Source organism: Piscinibacter gummiphilus (genome assembly GCF_032681285.1).
Classification (GTDB): domain Bacteria; phylum Pseudomonadota; class Gammaproteobacteria; order Burkholderiales; family Burkholderiaceae_C; genus Rhizobacter; species Rhizobacter gummiphilus_A.
In genome coordinates this window covers 1860073-1873439 of record NZ_CP136336.1, presented here as the reverse complement: position 1 = coordinate 1873439, position 13367 = coordinate 1860073, and the positions used below count along the sequence as shown (strand labels likewise).

11 protein-coding genes are annotated in these 13367 nt (G+C 66.2%); 5 read left to right on the top strand and 6 right to left on the bottom strand.

Features of this window, described 5'->3' with window-relative positions; all coding sequences use genetic code 11:
* Nucleotides 1-15: 15 nt before the first annotated feature.
* From sdhD to RXV79_RS08880, 3 genes are all read right to left on the bottom strand, one after another.
* Nucleotides 16-381, bottom strand: a complete 366-nt coding sequence (gene sdhD / locus RXV79_RS08890) for a succinate dehydrogenase, hydrophobic membrane anchor protein (RefSeq protein WP_316703071.1) — start codon at nt 379-381, stop codon at nt 16-18.
* Nucleotides 382-389: 8 nt separating this feature from the next.
* Nucleotides 390-812 (bottom strand): succinate dehydrogenase, cytochrome b556 subunit, encoded by a 423-nt coding sequence (gene sdhC, locus RXV79_RS08885; protein WP_316703070.1) that lies wholly within the window; start codon nt 810-812, stop codon nt 390-392.
* Nucleotides 813-916: 104 nt separating this feature from the next.
* Nucleotides 917-1690, bottom strand: a complete 774-nt coding sequence (locus RXV79_RS08880; RefSeq protein WP_316703069.1) for a GntR family transcriptional regulator — start codon at nt 1688-1690, stop codon at nt 917-919.
* A 187-nt stretch (nt 1691-1877) separates the two neighbouring features.
* Here RXV79_RS08880 and RXV79_RS08875 point away from each other — a divergent pair, with 187 nt between their 5' ends.
* The 4 genes from RXV79_RS08875 to acnB all read left to right on the top strand — a co-directional run bounded on the left by RXV79_RS08875 (nt 1878) and on the right by acnB (nt 7408).
* Nucleotides 1878-2864 (top strand): malate dehydrogenase, encoded by a 987-nt coding sequence (locus tag RXV79_RS08875; RefSeq protein ID WP_316703068.1) that lies wholly within the window; start codon nt 1878-1880, stop codon nt 2862-2864.
* 67 nt (nt 2865-2931) lie between these two features.
* Nucleotides 2932-3939, top strand: a complete 1008-nt coding sequence (locus tag RXV79_RS08870) for an HpcH/HpaI aldolase/citrate lyase family protein (RefSeq protein WP_316703067.1) — start codon at nt 2932-2934, stop codon at nt 3937-3939.
* Between the two features lie 310 nt (nt 3940-4249).
* Nucleotides 4250-4693, top strand: a complete 444-nt coding sequence (locus tag RXV79_RS08865) for a hypothetical protein (RefSeq protein ID WP_316703066.1) — start codon at nt 4250-4252, stop codon at nt 4691-4693.
* A 120-nt stretch (nt 4694-4813) separates the two neighbouring features.
* The gene (gene acnB / locus RXV79_RS08860; RefSeq protein ID WP_316703065.1) at nt 4814-7408 is read left to right on the top strand and encodes a bifunctional aconitate hydratase 2/2-methylisocitrate dehydratase; all 2595 of its coding nucleotides are present in this window, start codon (nt 4814-4816) and stop codon (nt 7406-7408) included.
* A 73-nt stretch (nt 7409-7481) separates the two neighbouring features.
* Here the strand turns inward: acnB and RXV79_RS08855 are convergent, their stop codons facing one another.
* The 3 genes from RXV79_RS08855 to sbcB form a co-directional block, all read right to left on the bottom strand.
* Nucleotides 7482-9236, bottom strand: a complete 1755-nt coding sequence (locus RXV79_RS08855; RefSeq protein WP_316703064.1) for a S8 family serine peptidase — start codon at nt 9234-9236, stop codon at nt 7482-7484.
* Between the two features lie 144 nt (nt 9237-9380).
* Nucleotides 9381-10079, bottom strand: coding sequence for a porin family protein (locus RXV79_RS08850; RefSeq protein WP_316703063.1), 699 nt, complete (start codon nt 10077-10079; stop codon nt 9381-9383).
* Between the two features lie 18 nt (nt 10080-10097).
* Nucleotides 10098-11531, bottom strand: a complete 1434-nt coding sequence (gene sbcB, locus RXV79_RS08845; RefSeq protein ID WP_316703062.1) for an exodeoxyribonuclease I — start codon at nt 11529-11531, stop codon at nt 10098-10100.
* 407 nt (nt 11532-11938) lie between these two features.
* On the opposite strand from sbcB, the gene serC reads away from it, so the two are divergent.
* Entirely contained in the window at nt 11939-13021 is a 1083-nt protein-coding gene (serC, locus tag RXV79_RS08840; protein ID WP_316703061.1) for a 3-phosphoserine/phosphohydroxythreonine transaminase, read from the top strand.
* Nucleotides 13022-13367: the final 346 nt, after the last annotated feature.

The window sequence follows — 13367 nt, the reverse complement described above, 5'->3', positions numbered from 1 at the left end:
TCGATGCGCTCACGTTCACAGTCTCCACAGCACTTGGATGGCCCAGCCGGCACAGCCCACCAGCCACACCAGTGTGGCCACTTGCAACGCGAGCTTCACGCCCACAGGCTTCACGTAGTCCATCAGCACGTCACGGATGCCCACCCACACGTGGTAGGCCAACGCGACGATGGTCACGAAGGTCAGGAACTTCATCCACTGGCTGGAGAAGATGCCGGCCCACTTGTCGTAGCCCATGCGGCCCGGCAGCAGCACCTGGACGATCAACACCAGCGTGAAGAGCGCCATCAGCACGGCGGTGACGCGCTGCGCGAGCCAGTCGCGCAAGCCATAGTGCGCACCGACCACCGTGCGCTTGGAACCGTAGTTCGGAGTCGTCATGTTCTTGATCAGAAAAAGAGCTTGAAACCGAGGGCCAGTGTGAGCACGATGCTCACGCCCAGCGTCACGAGCGCGGAACTGCGGCCGAATTCCTTCGACACCGAGTGCGTGGCGTCCATCCACAGATGGCGCAGGCCGGCGATGAAGTGGTGCAGGTAAGCCCAGATCAGGGCCAGCACAACGAGCTTGACGAGGATGGCCGGGAAGACCCACAAGCCGCTCACGAAGACGCTCGTGAACGCGCTGTAGCTCACTTCGGAGGTGAGGCTCTTGTCGAGCAGCCAGATGACGAACGGCAGCAGCACGAACATCAGAATGCCGCTCACGCGATGAAGGATCGACACCACGGCCGCCGGGGGAAGCCGGTACTGCGTGGCTTCGATGAGGCGCATGTTGGCGCCGGGTCTTTGCTTCGCTGTGGTCTCTGCCATACCCAACCTGTAATCCTGTAGAAACTTTCGGAGTTTATTGCAACGCAGCAGGGTTTCACCCAAGCGGCATGATTTCTGCGTCGCGGATCGCCCTGCCTTCGGTCCTAGCTCAATTCATTCCGGTAGTAATGCGCCTGGGTGTTGTACAGCCCACGGCGCAGCTCCACCGGCTTGTCGCCATAGGTGCGCGACAGCCGCTCCACGCTGAGCAAGGGTGCGCCCAGCGGGACTTGCAACAGCTCGGCGGCGCCGGCATCGGCGGCCACCGCACGCAACTGCTCTTCGGCGCGGATCATGCGCACGCCGAATTCCGTCTCGAAGAGGCCATACATCGGCCCCTGGTATTCGCTCAGGCGTTCGGCGGTGAGGCCCTTGAAGAGGGTGCCGTTGAGCCAGATGTCGTCCAGCACCACCGGCGAGCCGTGGAAGTGCAGAACGCGACGCACCTGCACGGCCATGTCGCCCGCCTTCAACTCGAGCGCACGGGCCACGTCGGCTGGCGCACGCATGCGGCGGCAGTCGATGAAGCGCCGCTGCGCGCCACCGGGCTGGCCATCGTCGGGCATCAGCCGCAGGAAGCGGTACTGGATCTTCTCCTCGGCGTGCGTGGCCACGAAAGTCCCCTTGCCCTGGCGCCGCACCACGAGGTTTTCGTCGGCCAAGGCGTCGATGGCCTTGCGCACCGTGCCCTGGCTCACCTTGAAGCGGGCCGCCAGCTCCATCTCGCTCGGGATGGCCTCGCCCGGCTTCCACTCGCCGCTCTGAAGGCTGCGGGTCAGGAGCGACTTGATCTGCTGGTAGAGGGGGCTGAACGCCGGGCCGTCGGCCTCGCCTTCCGCAGGGCGGACAGCAACAGGGGCGGACGTCGACGTGGCCATGTCCGGAATTGCAACACAGGCGCCCGGTTTGCGTCCACGCCCATTTGAAAGATGTCTTATATAAGACATAAGAGCGTTGACACACCCCGGGTTGCCACCTAGACTCGCCTACACTCCCCGGCTCACCAGAAAAGCGCCCGCCGCGGCCCGAATTCCCACCATTCCCCTGAACCTTCCGGAGCCTTCCATGAGCAAGAAACCCGTCCGTGTTGCCGTCACCGGCGCTGCTGGCCAGATCGGCTATGCCCTGCTGTTCCGTATCGCCTCGGGCGAGATGCTGGGCAAGGACCAGCCGGTCATCCTGCAACTGCTGGAGATCCCCGACGAGAAGGCCCAGAAGGCGCTCAAGGGCGTGATGATGGAACTCGACGACTGCGCCTTCCCGCTGCTGGCCGGCATGGAAGCCCACGGCGACGCGATGACCGCCTTCAAGGACACCGACTACGCCCTGCTCGTCGGCGCCCGCCCCCGCGGCCCCGGCATGGAGCGCAAAGACCTGCTCGCTGCCAACGCCCAGATCTTCACTGCCCAGGGCAAGGCTCTCGACAAGGTGGCTTCGCGCAACGTCAAGGTGCTGGTCGTTGGCAACCCCGCCAACACCAATGCCTACATCGCGATGAAGAGCGCCCCCAGCCTGCCGCGTGAGAACTTCACCGCCATGCTGCGCCTCGACCACAACCGCGCCGCCTCGCAGATCGCCGCCAAGACCGGCAAGCCGGTCTCGTCGATCGAGAAGCTGGCCGTGTGGGGCAACCACTCGCCGACGATGTACGCCGACTACCGCTTCGCCACCATCGACGGCAAGTCGGTCAAGGAGATGATCAACGACGACGTGTGGAACAAGGACACCTTCCTGCCCACCGTCGGCAAGCGCGGCGCCGCCATCATCGAAGCCCGCGGCCTGTCGTCGGCTGCTTCGGCTGCCAACGCCGCCATCGACCACATGCGCGACTGGGCCCTGGGCACCAACGGCAAGTGGGTCACGATGGGCATCCCGTCGAACGGCGAATACGGCATCCCGAAGGACGTGATGTTCGGCTACCCGGTCACCACCGAGAACGGCAAGTACAAGATCGTCGAAGGCCTGCCGATCGACGCCTTCAGCCAGGAGCGCATCAACCTGACGCTCAAGGAACTGCAGGAAGAGCAGGACGGCGTGAAGCACCTGCTCTGATCGCCCGACGCGCAGAGAACAAAGGCCGGTGCATCACGCTGCTGGCCTTTTTTTCGCCCTGACCTGAATGGCCCTCCATCCCCGCCTCGCACTCTTCGACGCGCATGAAAGCGCGCCGGTGCTGCCCGTCTGCGACCACTATTGCGGTGTCGAGGCGCGCATGCGAAAGAGCCTGCAGCTGCAGGCCGAACTCGGCCCGATCTTCGACGTCACGCTCGATTGCGAAGACGGTGCCCCGGTGGGTGGCGAGGCCGAGCATGCGCAGCTCGTCGCCGAGATGGCAAGCTCGGCGCTCAACCTGCACGGGCGCGTGGGCGCACGCGTGCACCCGGTCGATCACCCGAGCTTCGACGCCGACGTGGCCACCCTCGTCAAGCGCGCGGGCTCGCAGCTGGCCTACCTGATGGTGCCCAAGATCGAAAGCTTCGATCAGGCCCAGACGGCCGTCGCCGCGATCGACCGCGCGATGGTCGAACACGGCCACAAGCGCCTGCTGCCGGTGCACGTGCTGATCGAAACCCACGGCGGCCTGCGCGACGTGCAGCGCATCGCCGCGCATCCGCGCATCGACTCCCTGTCGTTCGGGTTGATGGACTTCGTCTCGGCCCACCGCGGCGCCATCCCCCAGGCGGGGATGAGCGCACAGGGCCAGTTCGAGCACCCGCTGGTGCTGCGCGCCAAGCTCGAGATCTCGGCTGCCTGCCACGCGTACAACAAGACCCCGTCGCACTGCGTCGTCACCGAGTTCAAGAAGCTCGACCTGCTGCGCGACGCCGCCAAGAAGGCTTCGCGCCAACTTGGCTACTTGCGCATGTGGAGCATCCACCCCGACCAGATCCTGCCCATCGTCGAAAGCTTCGCGCCCACGGTTGCCGAGACCGACCAGGCCATCGAGATCCTGATGGCCGCGCAGGCCGCCGACTGGGCCCCTATCAGCCACCACCAGACCCTGCACGACCGCGCGAGCTTCCGCTACTTCTGGCATGTGCTGGAGCGTGCACGGCAGACCGGCCAAGCCTTGCCGGCGCAGGTCGAAGAGGTGTTTTTTGCTGACACCCCGGGAGCGGCGGCGTGAACTCCTTCACACCTGCGCTCGCCGGGTTGGCGAACAAATGTTTCAGCGAGACAGCGCCGCTCACGCGCGGCGCTAGCACGGCAGGTGGCGTCCGTGGGGCGGCGGCACATGCCGCGTTCGTGACTTCAGACACGCCGACCCGAACCGCGTTTGCGCTGCCTTCCGCACCAGCCGGAGGCAGCGCGCACCGCAGGTGCGCGACGCGTCGCGATGCAGCCCTGCAAATTGTTTCAATCAGGGATTCCGCCCTGGGAAGCCGATGTGAGCGGCCCTTCACAATTCGTGCTCCCTCAACCCCAGGAGTGAATCCATGACCTCTCGCATCGCACTTGCCGTTGCCGTTTCTTTCGCCCTCGCTGGCGGCGCCGCCATGGCCCAGACGGCCGCCAAGCCCGCTGCGAAAAAGGCCGCTCCGGCAGAGAAGCCGCTGCCCCCGGCCGACCAGGCCCAGCTCGAAGCCGCCGAGCGCACGCACTTCGGCGTCTACGAATGCGACTTCAAGCAGACCATCGACGTCTCGATGAATGCCAAGTACCCGGGCTACGTCGACGTCAAGTTCAAGAAGGACACCTGGACCATGAAGCCCAGCGTCTCGTCCACCGGCGCGCTGCGCCTGGAAGACGTCAAGGGCCGCACGCTCCTGCTGCAGATCGCCAACAAGTCGATGCTGATGGACACCAAGATCGGCCAGCGCCTGGTCGACGCTTGTGTGCACGAGAAGCAGCGTGCCGCCATGGAGGCGTCGAAGTCGTGATTCGACGAGCTTCTCCGGGTGCGCACGCAAACCACATGACCGCATGGCAAGTTCCTGTTCGCCCCGCGCGCAGGAATCTTGCTTCCCCTTTCCCTTGCTTTGCACCACCCGGAGAACTCCATGCTTCAAGCCTATCGCCAACATGTTGCTGACCGCGCCGCGCTCGGCATTCCGCCGCTGCCCCTGACCGCCCAGCAGACGGCCGAGGTCATCGAGCTGCTCAAGGCCCCCCCGGCCGGCGAAGGCGAATTCCTGCTGGACCTCTTGACCCACCGCGTGCCTCCGGGCGTGGACGACGCGGCCAAGGTCAAGGCCTCCTTCCTCTCCGCCGTCGCCCATGGCGACGTGACGGTCGCGCTCATCTCCAAGGCCAAGGCCACCGAGCTGCTCGGCACCATGGTCGGCGGCTACAACGTGCAGCCGCTGGTTGACCTGCTCGACCACGCTGACGTCGCGTCTGTCGCCGCCGATGCGCTGAAGAAGACGCTGCTGATGTTCGACTTCTTCAACGATGTCGCCACCAAGGCAAAGGCTGGCAACGCCAAGGCGAAGGAAGTCATCCAGTCGTGGGCCAACGCCGAGTGGTTCACCTCGCGCCCCGAAGTCGCGAAGAAGATCACCGTCACCGTCTTCAAGGTGCCCGGCGAGACCAACACCGACGACCTGTCGCCGGCTCCCGATGCGTGGAGCCGCCCCGACATCCCGCTGCACTACCTCGCGATGCTGAAGAACACCCGCCCCGATGCGGCCTTCAAGCCCGAGGAAGACGGCAAGCGCGGCCCGATGCAGTTCATCGAAGACCTGAAGAAGAAGGGCAACCTCGTGGCCTACGTGGGCGACGTGGTCGGCACCGGCTCTTCGCGCAAGTCGGCCACCAACTCGGTGATCTGGGCCACGGGCGAAGACATCCCCTTCGTGCCGAACAAGCGCTTCGGTGGCGTCACCCTCGGCGGCAAGATCGCCCCGATCTTCTTCAACACGCAAGAAGACTCCGGCGCGCTGCCGATCGAGGTCGACGTGTCGAAGCTCGAGATGGGCGACGTGATCGACGTCTACCCGTATGACGGCAAGCTCGAGAAGAACGGCGCCACGGTCGCCACCTTCGCGCTCAAGAGCGACGTGCTGCTCGACGAAGTGCGCGCCGGCGGCCGCATCAACCTCATCATCGGCCGCTCGCTGACCGCCAACGCGCGCGAGTTCCTCGGCCTGCCCGCCTCCACCGTGTTCCGCCTGCCGACGGCGCCTGCCGCCAGCACCAAGGGCTTCACGCTCGCGCAGAAGATGGTCGGCCGCGCCTGCGGCCTGCCCGAAGGCCAGGGCGTGCGCCCCGGTACGTATTGCGAGCCCAAGATGACCACCGTTGGCTCGCAAGACACCACCGGCCCGATGACCCGCGACGAGCTGAAAGACCTCGCCTGCCTCGGCTTCAGTGCCGACATGGTGATGCAGTCCTTCTGCCACACCGCGGCCTACCCGAAGCCGGTCGACGTGAAGATGCACCGCGAGCTGCCGGCCTTCATCAGCAACCGTGGCGGCGTGGCCCTGCGCCCGGGCGACGGCGTGATCCACAGCTGGCTCAACCGCCTGCTGCTGCCCGACACCGTGGGCACCGGCGGCGACTCGCACACCCGCTTCCCGATCGGCATCTCCTTCCCCGCCGGCTCGGGCCTCGTGGCCTTCGCCGCGGCCACCGGCGTGATGCCGCTCGACATGCCCGAATCGGTGCTGGTGCGCTTCAAGGGCACCCTGCAGCCGGGCGTCACCCTGCGTGACCTCGTGCATGCCATCCCGCTCTACGCGATCAAGCAAGGCCTGCTGACGGTTGCCAAGGCCGGCAAGAAGAACATCTTCTCGGGCCGCGTGCTCGAGATCGAAGGCCTGCCCGACCTGAAGGTCGAGCAAGCATTCGAGCTCTCCGACGCCTCCGCCGAGCGCTCGGCCGCCGGTTGCACGATCAAGCTCAACAAGGAGCCGGTCGCCGAGTACCTGAAGTCGAACGTGGTTCTGATGAAGAACATGATCGCCAACGGTTATGCCGACGCCCGCACCCTGCAGCGCCGCATCGAGAAGGTCGAAGCCTGGCTCGCCAACCCGCAGCTGCTCGAAGCCGACAAGGACGCCGAGTACGCCGCCATCATCGAGATCGACCTGGCCGACATCAAGGAGCCGATCGTCTGCTGCCCGAACGACCCGGACGACGCCAAGTTCCTGTCGGAAGTGCAAGGCACCAAGATCGACGAAGCCTTCATCGGCTCGTGCATGACCAACATCGGCCACTTCCGTGCCGCGGCCAAGCTGCTCGGCGGCCAGCGCGACATCCCGGTCAAGCTGTGGGTCGCCCCGCCGACCAAGATGGACCAGGACGAGCTGATCAAGGAAGGCCACTACGCCGCCTTCGGCACCGCCGGTGCGCGCACCGAGATGCCGGGCTGCTCGCTGTGCATGGGCAACCAGGCGCAGGTGCGTGAAGGTGCGACGGTGATCTCCACCTCGACCCGCAACTTTCCCAACCGCCTGGGCAAGAACACCAACGTGTTCCTCGGCTCGGCCGAGCTGGCCGCCATCGCCTCGCGCCTGGGCAAGCTGCCCTCGCCTGCCGAGTACCTGAAAGAGATGGGCATCATCGACGCCGACAAGGCGAGCGTGTACCGCTACCTCAACTTCAACCAGATCGACGAGTACGTCGAGACGGCGAAGACGGTGACGACGGTCTGATCGTTCAGCGCTGAATGGCAAAAGGCCCGCGGCTCACACCGCGGGCCTTTTTGTTGGCGCTGACTGAAAGCAATCAGTCGAGCGCCAGCGAATACGTGCCACCCGAGCCAGTGGTGCCGCTCACGTAGCGCACGCGCACGTAATAGGTCGCCACGGTCGTGCCGTTGTTGCGCACCGAGGTGCTGTCGACTTGGCCGGTGCCGAGGGTGCTGCTGGCCAGCTGCGTACCGGCACTGTTGTAGATGTAGACGTCGTAGTTCGCCGTGCTCACCGGCGTGAGGCGCACGCCGAGCGTGCTGCCGGGGTTGATGTTCACGCGGTAGTAGTCGACGTCACTGCTGCTGGAAATCGAGCCAGTGACGGTGTAGCCCTCGCGCACCAGTTGCGCGGTCGAGCCGGTGTTGTTCGACTCAATCTCGGCCACCGTGTTGGTGGGCGGCGGCGTGGTGCCACCCCCGGCCGCCACCACCGCCGCATAGGCGTCGACGATGCCGGTGCCGCACTGCGAGCAGGTGGCCGGGAACGCCCGCGCCGTGCTCTTGAGGATCGAGGCCACCTGGTCAGGTGTGAGCGAGGGGTTGCGCGACAGCACCAGCGCCGCCACGCCCGCCACGTGCGGCGCGGCCATCGAGGTGCCCTGGTAGTACGCGTAGTTGTCGTTGCCCGGTCCGCGGGTGCCGCTGTTGAGCGTCGAGAGGATGCCGTTGGCCGAACCCGAGGCGGTGTCGCCCCCCGGCGCGGCCACCGACACGATCGCGCCGTAGTTCGAATACGAGGCCCGACCGCCGTTGCGGTTGGTCGCGGCGACCGCGATCACGCCCGAGCAGCTCGCGGGCGAGAAGCCCGAGGCGTTGGCATTGCTGTTGCCCGCCGCCACCACCACCACCGTGCCCCGGCTGCGCGCCGAGTTGATCGCATTCTGCGAGGTGCTGTCGCACGAGCCGCTGCCGCCAAGCGACATGTTGATCACGCGTGCCGGGTTGGGGTTGGCCGGCGAACCCGAGACGCTGCCGCCCGAGGCCCAGATGATGCCGTCGGCGATGTCGGAGGTGTAGCCGCCGCAAGCGCCGAGCACTCGCACCGGCACGACCTTCGCACCGTAGGCGATGCCCGAGACGCCGTTGCCGTTGTTGGTGACGGCAGCGATGGTGCCCGCCACGTGCGTGCCATGCCAGCTGCTGTTGTGCGAGGGCGAGAAGAGGCCGCACTGGCCGTAGGTGGCGTAGTCGCCGGGGTCGCGGGCGTCGGTGTCGCGGGCGTTGCCGTCGTTGCTGCCGCCGGTGTCCTTGATCATGTCGTAGCCGCCCACGATGTTGGCGGCCAGGTCGGCGTGCGGGCGGTAGCCGGTGTCGATGACGGCGACGGTCACGCCGCTGCCGTTGGTGAGGTCCCATGCGGCCGGCAGGTTGATGCCGCCGCGTGCTTCGTAGTAGTGCCATTGCTGGCCGTACTGCGTGTCGTTGGGCGTGGCCATCGCCTGCAGGATGCGGTCGGGCTCGGCGTATTCGACGTTGGCATCGGTCGCGGCGATCTCGCGAGCGAGTTGGCGCATGTCGGCGAGCGGCAGGTGTCGCTCGAGCCGCATCACGTGCGTGCCCAGGCCGCCGCGGCGCAGCAGCTCCAGGCGGTGGCCACGGCGGGTGGCAGCGTCTTTTGCGCGGGCCAGCACGGTGCTGCTCGCCTCGCTGCGGTATTTGACGATCAGCCGATCAGTCGGCAGCTCGGGCGGGGCAGACGCCGGGTCGGCACTGCCGGCGAAGGTGGCGGATGACAGGGCAGCCAGCGCGAGCGCGCTCAGCAGCGGCCGCAGGGCTCGGGTCTTGTGCATGGTGTCTCCTCAACAAGCGTCCTCGCCGTGGATTCAGCGGGATGGACGCGGATGTTGAGATTTATGCACGCACGTGCAGATATGGAATACCCGCGGTTGGGCTCAACTGAGCCGTTCGGTACAAGCCTGCCGAAAGGCCGTCGTTCAGAAGTCGAACTGCAGCGTGGCCATCGGCCCGCGCGCGCGCACGGTCACCTCCGACACCGCGCCCGACAACACCGGCTCGATCTCGTGGCGCCGGTCGGAATACCCGAACCGCAAGGCCACCTGCGGCGCCGGGCTGAAGACCACCGCCGCTTCGTAGGTCGCCCCCGAGGCCCAGGCCGACGCGTTGAGGTAGCTCAGACGCCCTTCCACCGCCAGCCAGTCGTTGAAGCGCCAGCGCGGCGTCACGCCGCCGATGGCGCCGGTGCGCCGGTCGCTCAAGCTCGTGACCGTGCTGCCGCTGCCGGGCGTGGTGCGCAGCTTGAAATGCACACGCGCCACGCCGACGAAGGGCTCCAGCTCGAAATGCTCGCCAAAGCGCAGCCGGTGGTTGTAGGCCACGTAGCCGTACTGCATCTGCGCCTTGTGCTGCAAGGTTTGCGGGCCGACGAAGCTGGCGTTGTCGAGCACGACCGATTCGCCCAACGCGAGCGTCTGCGCGTCTTTCGCGGTGTAGTGCTCGTAGCCCACCTCGATGCCGGGCCCCGAAGGCCGCGCGCCCGTCTTGCCATGGAAGGTGGCGCGCACGCTGCCAGCGGGTGAGTCGCGGTCGCGGATGGGCACGTTCTGCACACTGCCGCAGCCGGCGAGAGTGATCGCCAGCGCGAGGCCGAGGGTCAGGGGAATGTGTCGCCGCATGAGAGACCTCCGTCAGGGTCAAGCGCGCTCGGGCGCGATCTCGGTCGCGTAGTCCACCAGTGCGCCCAGGATCTCCTGGCCGCGCTCGTCGGCCTCAGGCTCGAGCTGGTCGATGCGCTCGAAGAAGGCTTCGAGTGTGAGCGCCCCGCCCGCGCCGTCGTGCAGCTTGTGCGCGCAGTGCTCCTGCCATTGCGCTTGCTCGGCCTCGGTCAGGGTGTGCGGGAAGTTGCGCGCCCGGTAGCGGAAGAGGATCTCGTCGAGCCGCTTGTCGGCAAACGCCGGGCGCTTCTCGGCCAGCTGCTCGGGCGTCAGGCCGCGCAGGCGCTGCAGCGTGCGGCGGTCGTCGTTGCCGACGAAGCCGCCGTAGAGGTCTTCATCGACATCGGGCTTGCCTTCGGGCGCGGGCCGCTCGAACACCGCGGGCCACATGCCGGCAAGCAACTGGCCCTTCTGCGCACACAGCTCGGCGTGGCGCAGGCCGAGCGCGATGTCCACGCCCCACTTCGCCGCGGCGGCGTCGCTCAGCGTCTTGAGGTTGCCCACCACGATGGGCGACTTGTTGATGTGGATGGTCTTGATCGGCAGCCGCGCCACGCCTTCGGGGAGGTCGTCGCTGCGGCTGAACATGCGCTGGCGCATGGTCTCGACATCGAGCTCGAAGAGTTCGGTCGGGTCCGACGCCAGGTCCCACACGATGACTTCGTTCTTGTTGGTCGGGTGGGGCGCGAGCGGCCACACGAGCGCCATGCAACCACGCTCCACACCGTACATGCCCGAGACGTGCAGAAAGGGCTTGCCCACGCCCATCTCGCGGATCACTTCGTCTTTGCGGCGCAGGCGCAGGCAGAAGTCCCAGAGCTTGGGCTGGCGCGTCTTGATCAACCTGGCCACCGCAATCGTGGCGCGCACGTCGGAGAGCGCATCGTGCGCCGCTTCGTGCAGCAAGCCATTCGCCTTGGTGAGGTGCTCGAGCTTGAACGAGGGCCGACCGTCGTCGTGCTTCGGCCACTCGATGCCCTCGGGCCGCAGCGCCCAGGTGATGCGCACCACATCGAGCAGGTCCCACCGCCCGCATTCGTTCTGCCACTCGCGGGCATAGGGGTCGATGAGGTTGCGCCAGAAGAGGTGGCGCGTCACCTCGTCGTCGAAGCGGATCGAGTTGTAGCCCACGCCGATGGTGCCGGGCGTCGCCAGCTGCTTCTCGATCAGGTCGGCAAACGCATGCTCGGGCAGGCCTTCGGCCAGGCACACCTGCGGCAGGATGCCCGTGAGCAGGCACGACTCGGGGTCGGGCAGGTAGTCTGGCGTGGGCTTGCAATAGACCATCACCGGCTCGCCGATCTCGTTCAGGTCGGCGTCGGTGCGCACACCGGCAAACTGGGAAGGCCGGTCGCGGCGCGGCACACGACCGAAGGTTTCGTAGTCGTGCCAAAAGAAGCTCATGTCGCTCATGGGCTTGGAATCTAACAGGGCGGGTTGGGTTCTGAGCGAGCGCGGGGAGTGGGGGTGTCGCACTCCGCTCATGTCCCCCGACGAAGCCCGCTCCCGCGGCCTTCGTCTCCTCCTTTACTTCGCTCCGTGCGACACCCCCACTCCCCGCGCCAGCACCACCCAGCCCTTTCACGATGGGGCAGTGCGTCTCTCGCACATCGGGCCTGGGGTGAGGGGCGCAGTGAAGTAAAGGAAGGAATCGATGAACGCGGGAGCGTTCATCGAGGAGGGACATGAACGGAGCCCCTCACCCCAGGCCCGATGTGCCGCTCCGTCGTCTGTGCCCCCGCAAAACCTCAGAATCTGTATCGCAGCACGTTGAACACCATCAGCTAAGCTATCCAGCCCCCCAGAAAGCATTCGAAGACATGACTCGCGCCTACAACTTCAGCGCCGGCCCCGCCGTCCTCCCCGAATCCGTGCTCCGCCAGGCCGCCGACGAGATGCTCGACTGGCATGGCTCGGGCATGTCGGTGATGGAGATGAGCCACCGCGGCAAGGAGTTCATGTCGATCCTGGCCCAGGCCAAGGCCGACCTTGCCGAGCTGCTGAACCTCCCGAGCAACTACAAGATCCTCTTCCTGCAAGGCGGCGGTGTCGGCATGAACGGCATCATCCCCATGAACCTGCTCGGCAACAAGAAGAGCATCGACGTCGTCAACACCGGCTCCTGGGCCAGCAAGTCGCTGAAGGAAGCGAAGAAGTATGCGAAGGCCAACGAGGTGGCCACCAGCGAGCCGCAGCACTACACCTGCATTCCGCCGCGCGACACCTGGAAGCTCGACCCCGACGCCGCCTACGTGCACATCTGCAGCAACGAGACCATCGGCGGCGTGCAATACCACTGGGTGCCCGACACCGGCAGCGTGCCGCTCGTGGCCGACATGTCCTCCGACATCCTCTCGCGCCCCATCGACGTGAGCCGCTACGGCCTCATCTTCGCCGGCGCGCAGAAGAACATGGGCCCCTCGGGCATGACCCTCGTGCTCGTCCGCGACGACCTGCTCGGCCGTGCGCTCCCCATCACACCCAATGCCTTCGACTTCAAGCAGCAGGCCGACAACGACTCCATGCTCAACACGCCACCCACCTACGCGATCTACATCGCGGGCCTGGTGTACCAGTGGCTGAAGAAACAAGGTGGCCTCGCCGCGATGGAAGCGCACAACCGCAAGAAGGCCGCGCTGCTGTACGACCTGCTCGATGCCACGCCCTTCTACACGAGCCCGGTGGCGCGCAGCGACCGTTCGCTGATGAACGTGCCCTTCACCTTGCCCACTGAAGAGCTCACGACTGCCTTCCTCCAGGGCGCCAAGGAGCGAGGGATGGTGCAGTTGAAGGGCCACAGCTCGGTGGGCGGCATCCGCGCCTCGATCTACAACGCCATGCCCATCGAGGGCGTGCAGGCGCTGGCCGACTACATGAAGGAGTTCGCGGCCCACCACGGCTGACCGCTCGCGCTGCTCCATATAGAGAGCGCCAACGAACAAGGGCCTCGCCGGCAGCGGCGAGGCCCTTTTTTTCGTCCTCGCTCGAATTCGTGACGAATGTCGCAGCCGCAGCTGCGAGCACGGCCGTGCATGGGGAACAACGCGGCCGAAGTGCCGCAAATCCACCTTAAGTCCAAGTCCCAGGCCACCGATATTCCGACGGAATGGGAAGGGAACGAGGTTCTGTGGGCATCGCATTCAACCGAATGCCCTGGTCTCCGATCTTCCGAGAGACGTGACCGCAATCCCGCCCTAACAGGACAACAGCAGGCCCAAACGCCCAGCTCCAAGTCGCAGACGGACAACC

Excerpts from the sequence above, each read along its gene's own strand:
- acnB (WP_316703065.1), top strand. The coding sequence starts at position 4,814 with ATGCTTCAAGCCTATCGCCAACATGTTGCTGACCGCGCCGCGCTCGGC.
- serC (WP_316703061.1), top strand. The coding sequence starts at position 11,939 with ATGACTCGCGCCTACAACTTCAGCGCCGGCCCCGCCGTCCTCCCCGAA.
- RXV79_RS08850 (WP_316703063.1), bottom strand. The coding sequence starts at position 10,079 with ATGCGGCGACACATTCCCCTGACCCTCGGCCTCGCGCTGGCGATCACT.
- sdhD (WP_316703071.1), bottom strand. The coding sequence starts at position 381 with ATGACGACTCCGAACTACGGTTCCAAGCGCACGGTGGTCGGTGCGCAC.
- RXV79_RS08855 (WP_316703064.1), bottom strand. The coding sequence starts at position 9,236 with ATGCACAAGACCCGAGCCCTGCGGCCGCTGCTGAGCGCGCTCGCGCTG.
- RXV79_RS08865 (WP_316703066.1), top strand. The coding sequence starts at position 4,250 with ATGACCTCTCGCATCGCACTTGCCGTTGCCGTTTCTTTCGCCCTCGCT.
- RXV79_RS08880 (WP_316703069.1), bottom strand. The coding sequence starts at position 1,690 with ATGGCCACGTCGACGTCCGCCCCTGTTGCTGTCCGCCCTGCGGAAGGC.
- RXV79_RS08870 (WP_316703067.1), top strand. The coding sequence starts at position 2,932 with ATGGCCCTCCATCCCCGCCTCGCACTCTTCGACGCGCATGAAAGCGCG.
- sbcB (WP_316703062.1), bottom strand. The coding sequence starts at position 11,531 with ATGAGCGACATGAGCTTCTTTTGGCACGACTACGAAACCTTCGGTCGT.
- sdhC (WP_316703070.1), bottom strand. The coding sequence starts at position 812 with ATGGCAGAGACCACAGCGAAGCAAAGACCCGGCGCCAACATGCGCCTC.
- RXV79_RS08875 (WP_316703068.1), top strand. The coding sequence starts at position 1,878 with ATGAGCAAGAAACCCGTCCGTGTTGCCGTCACCGGCGCTGCTGGCCAG.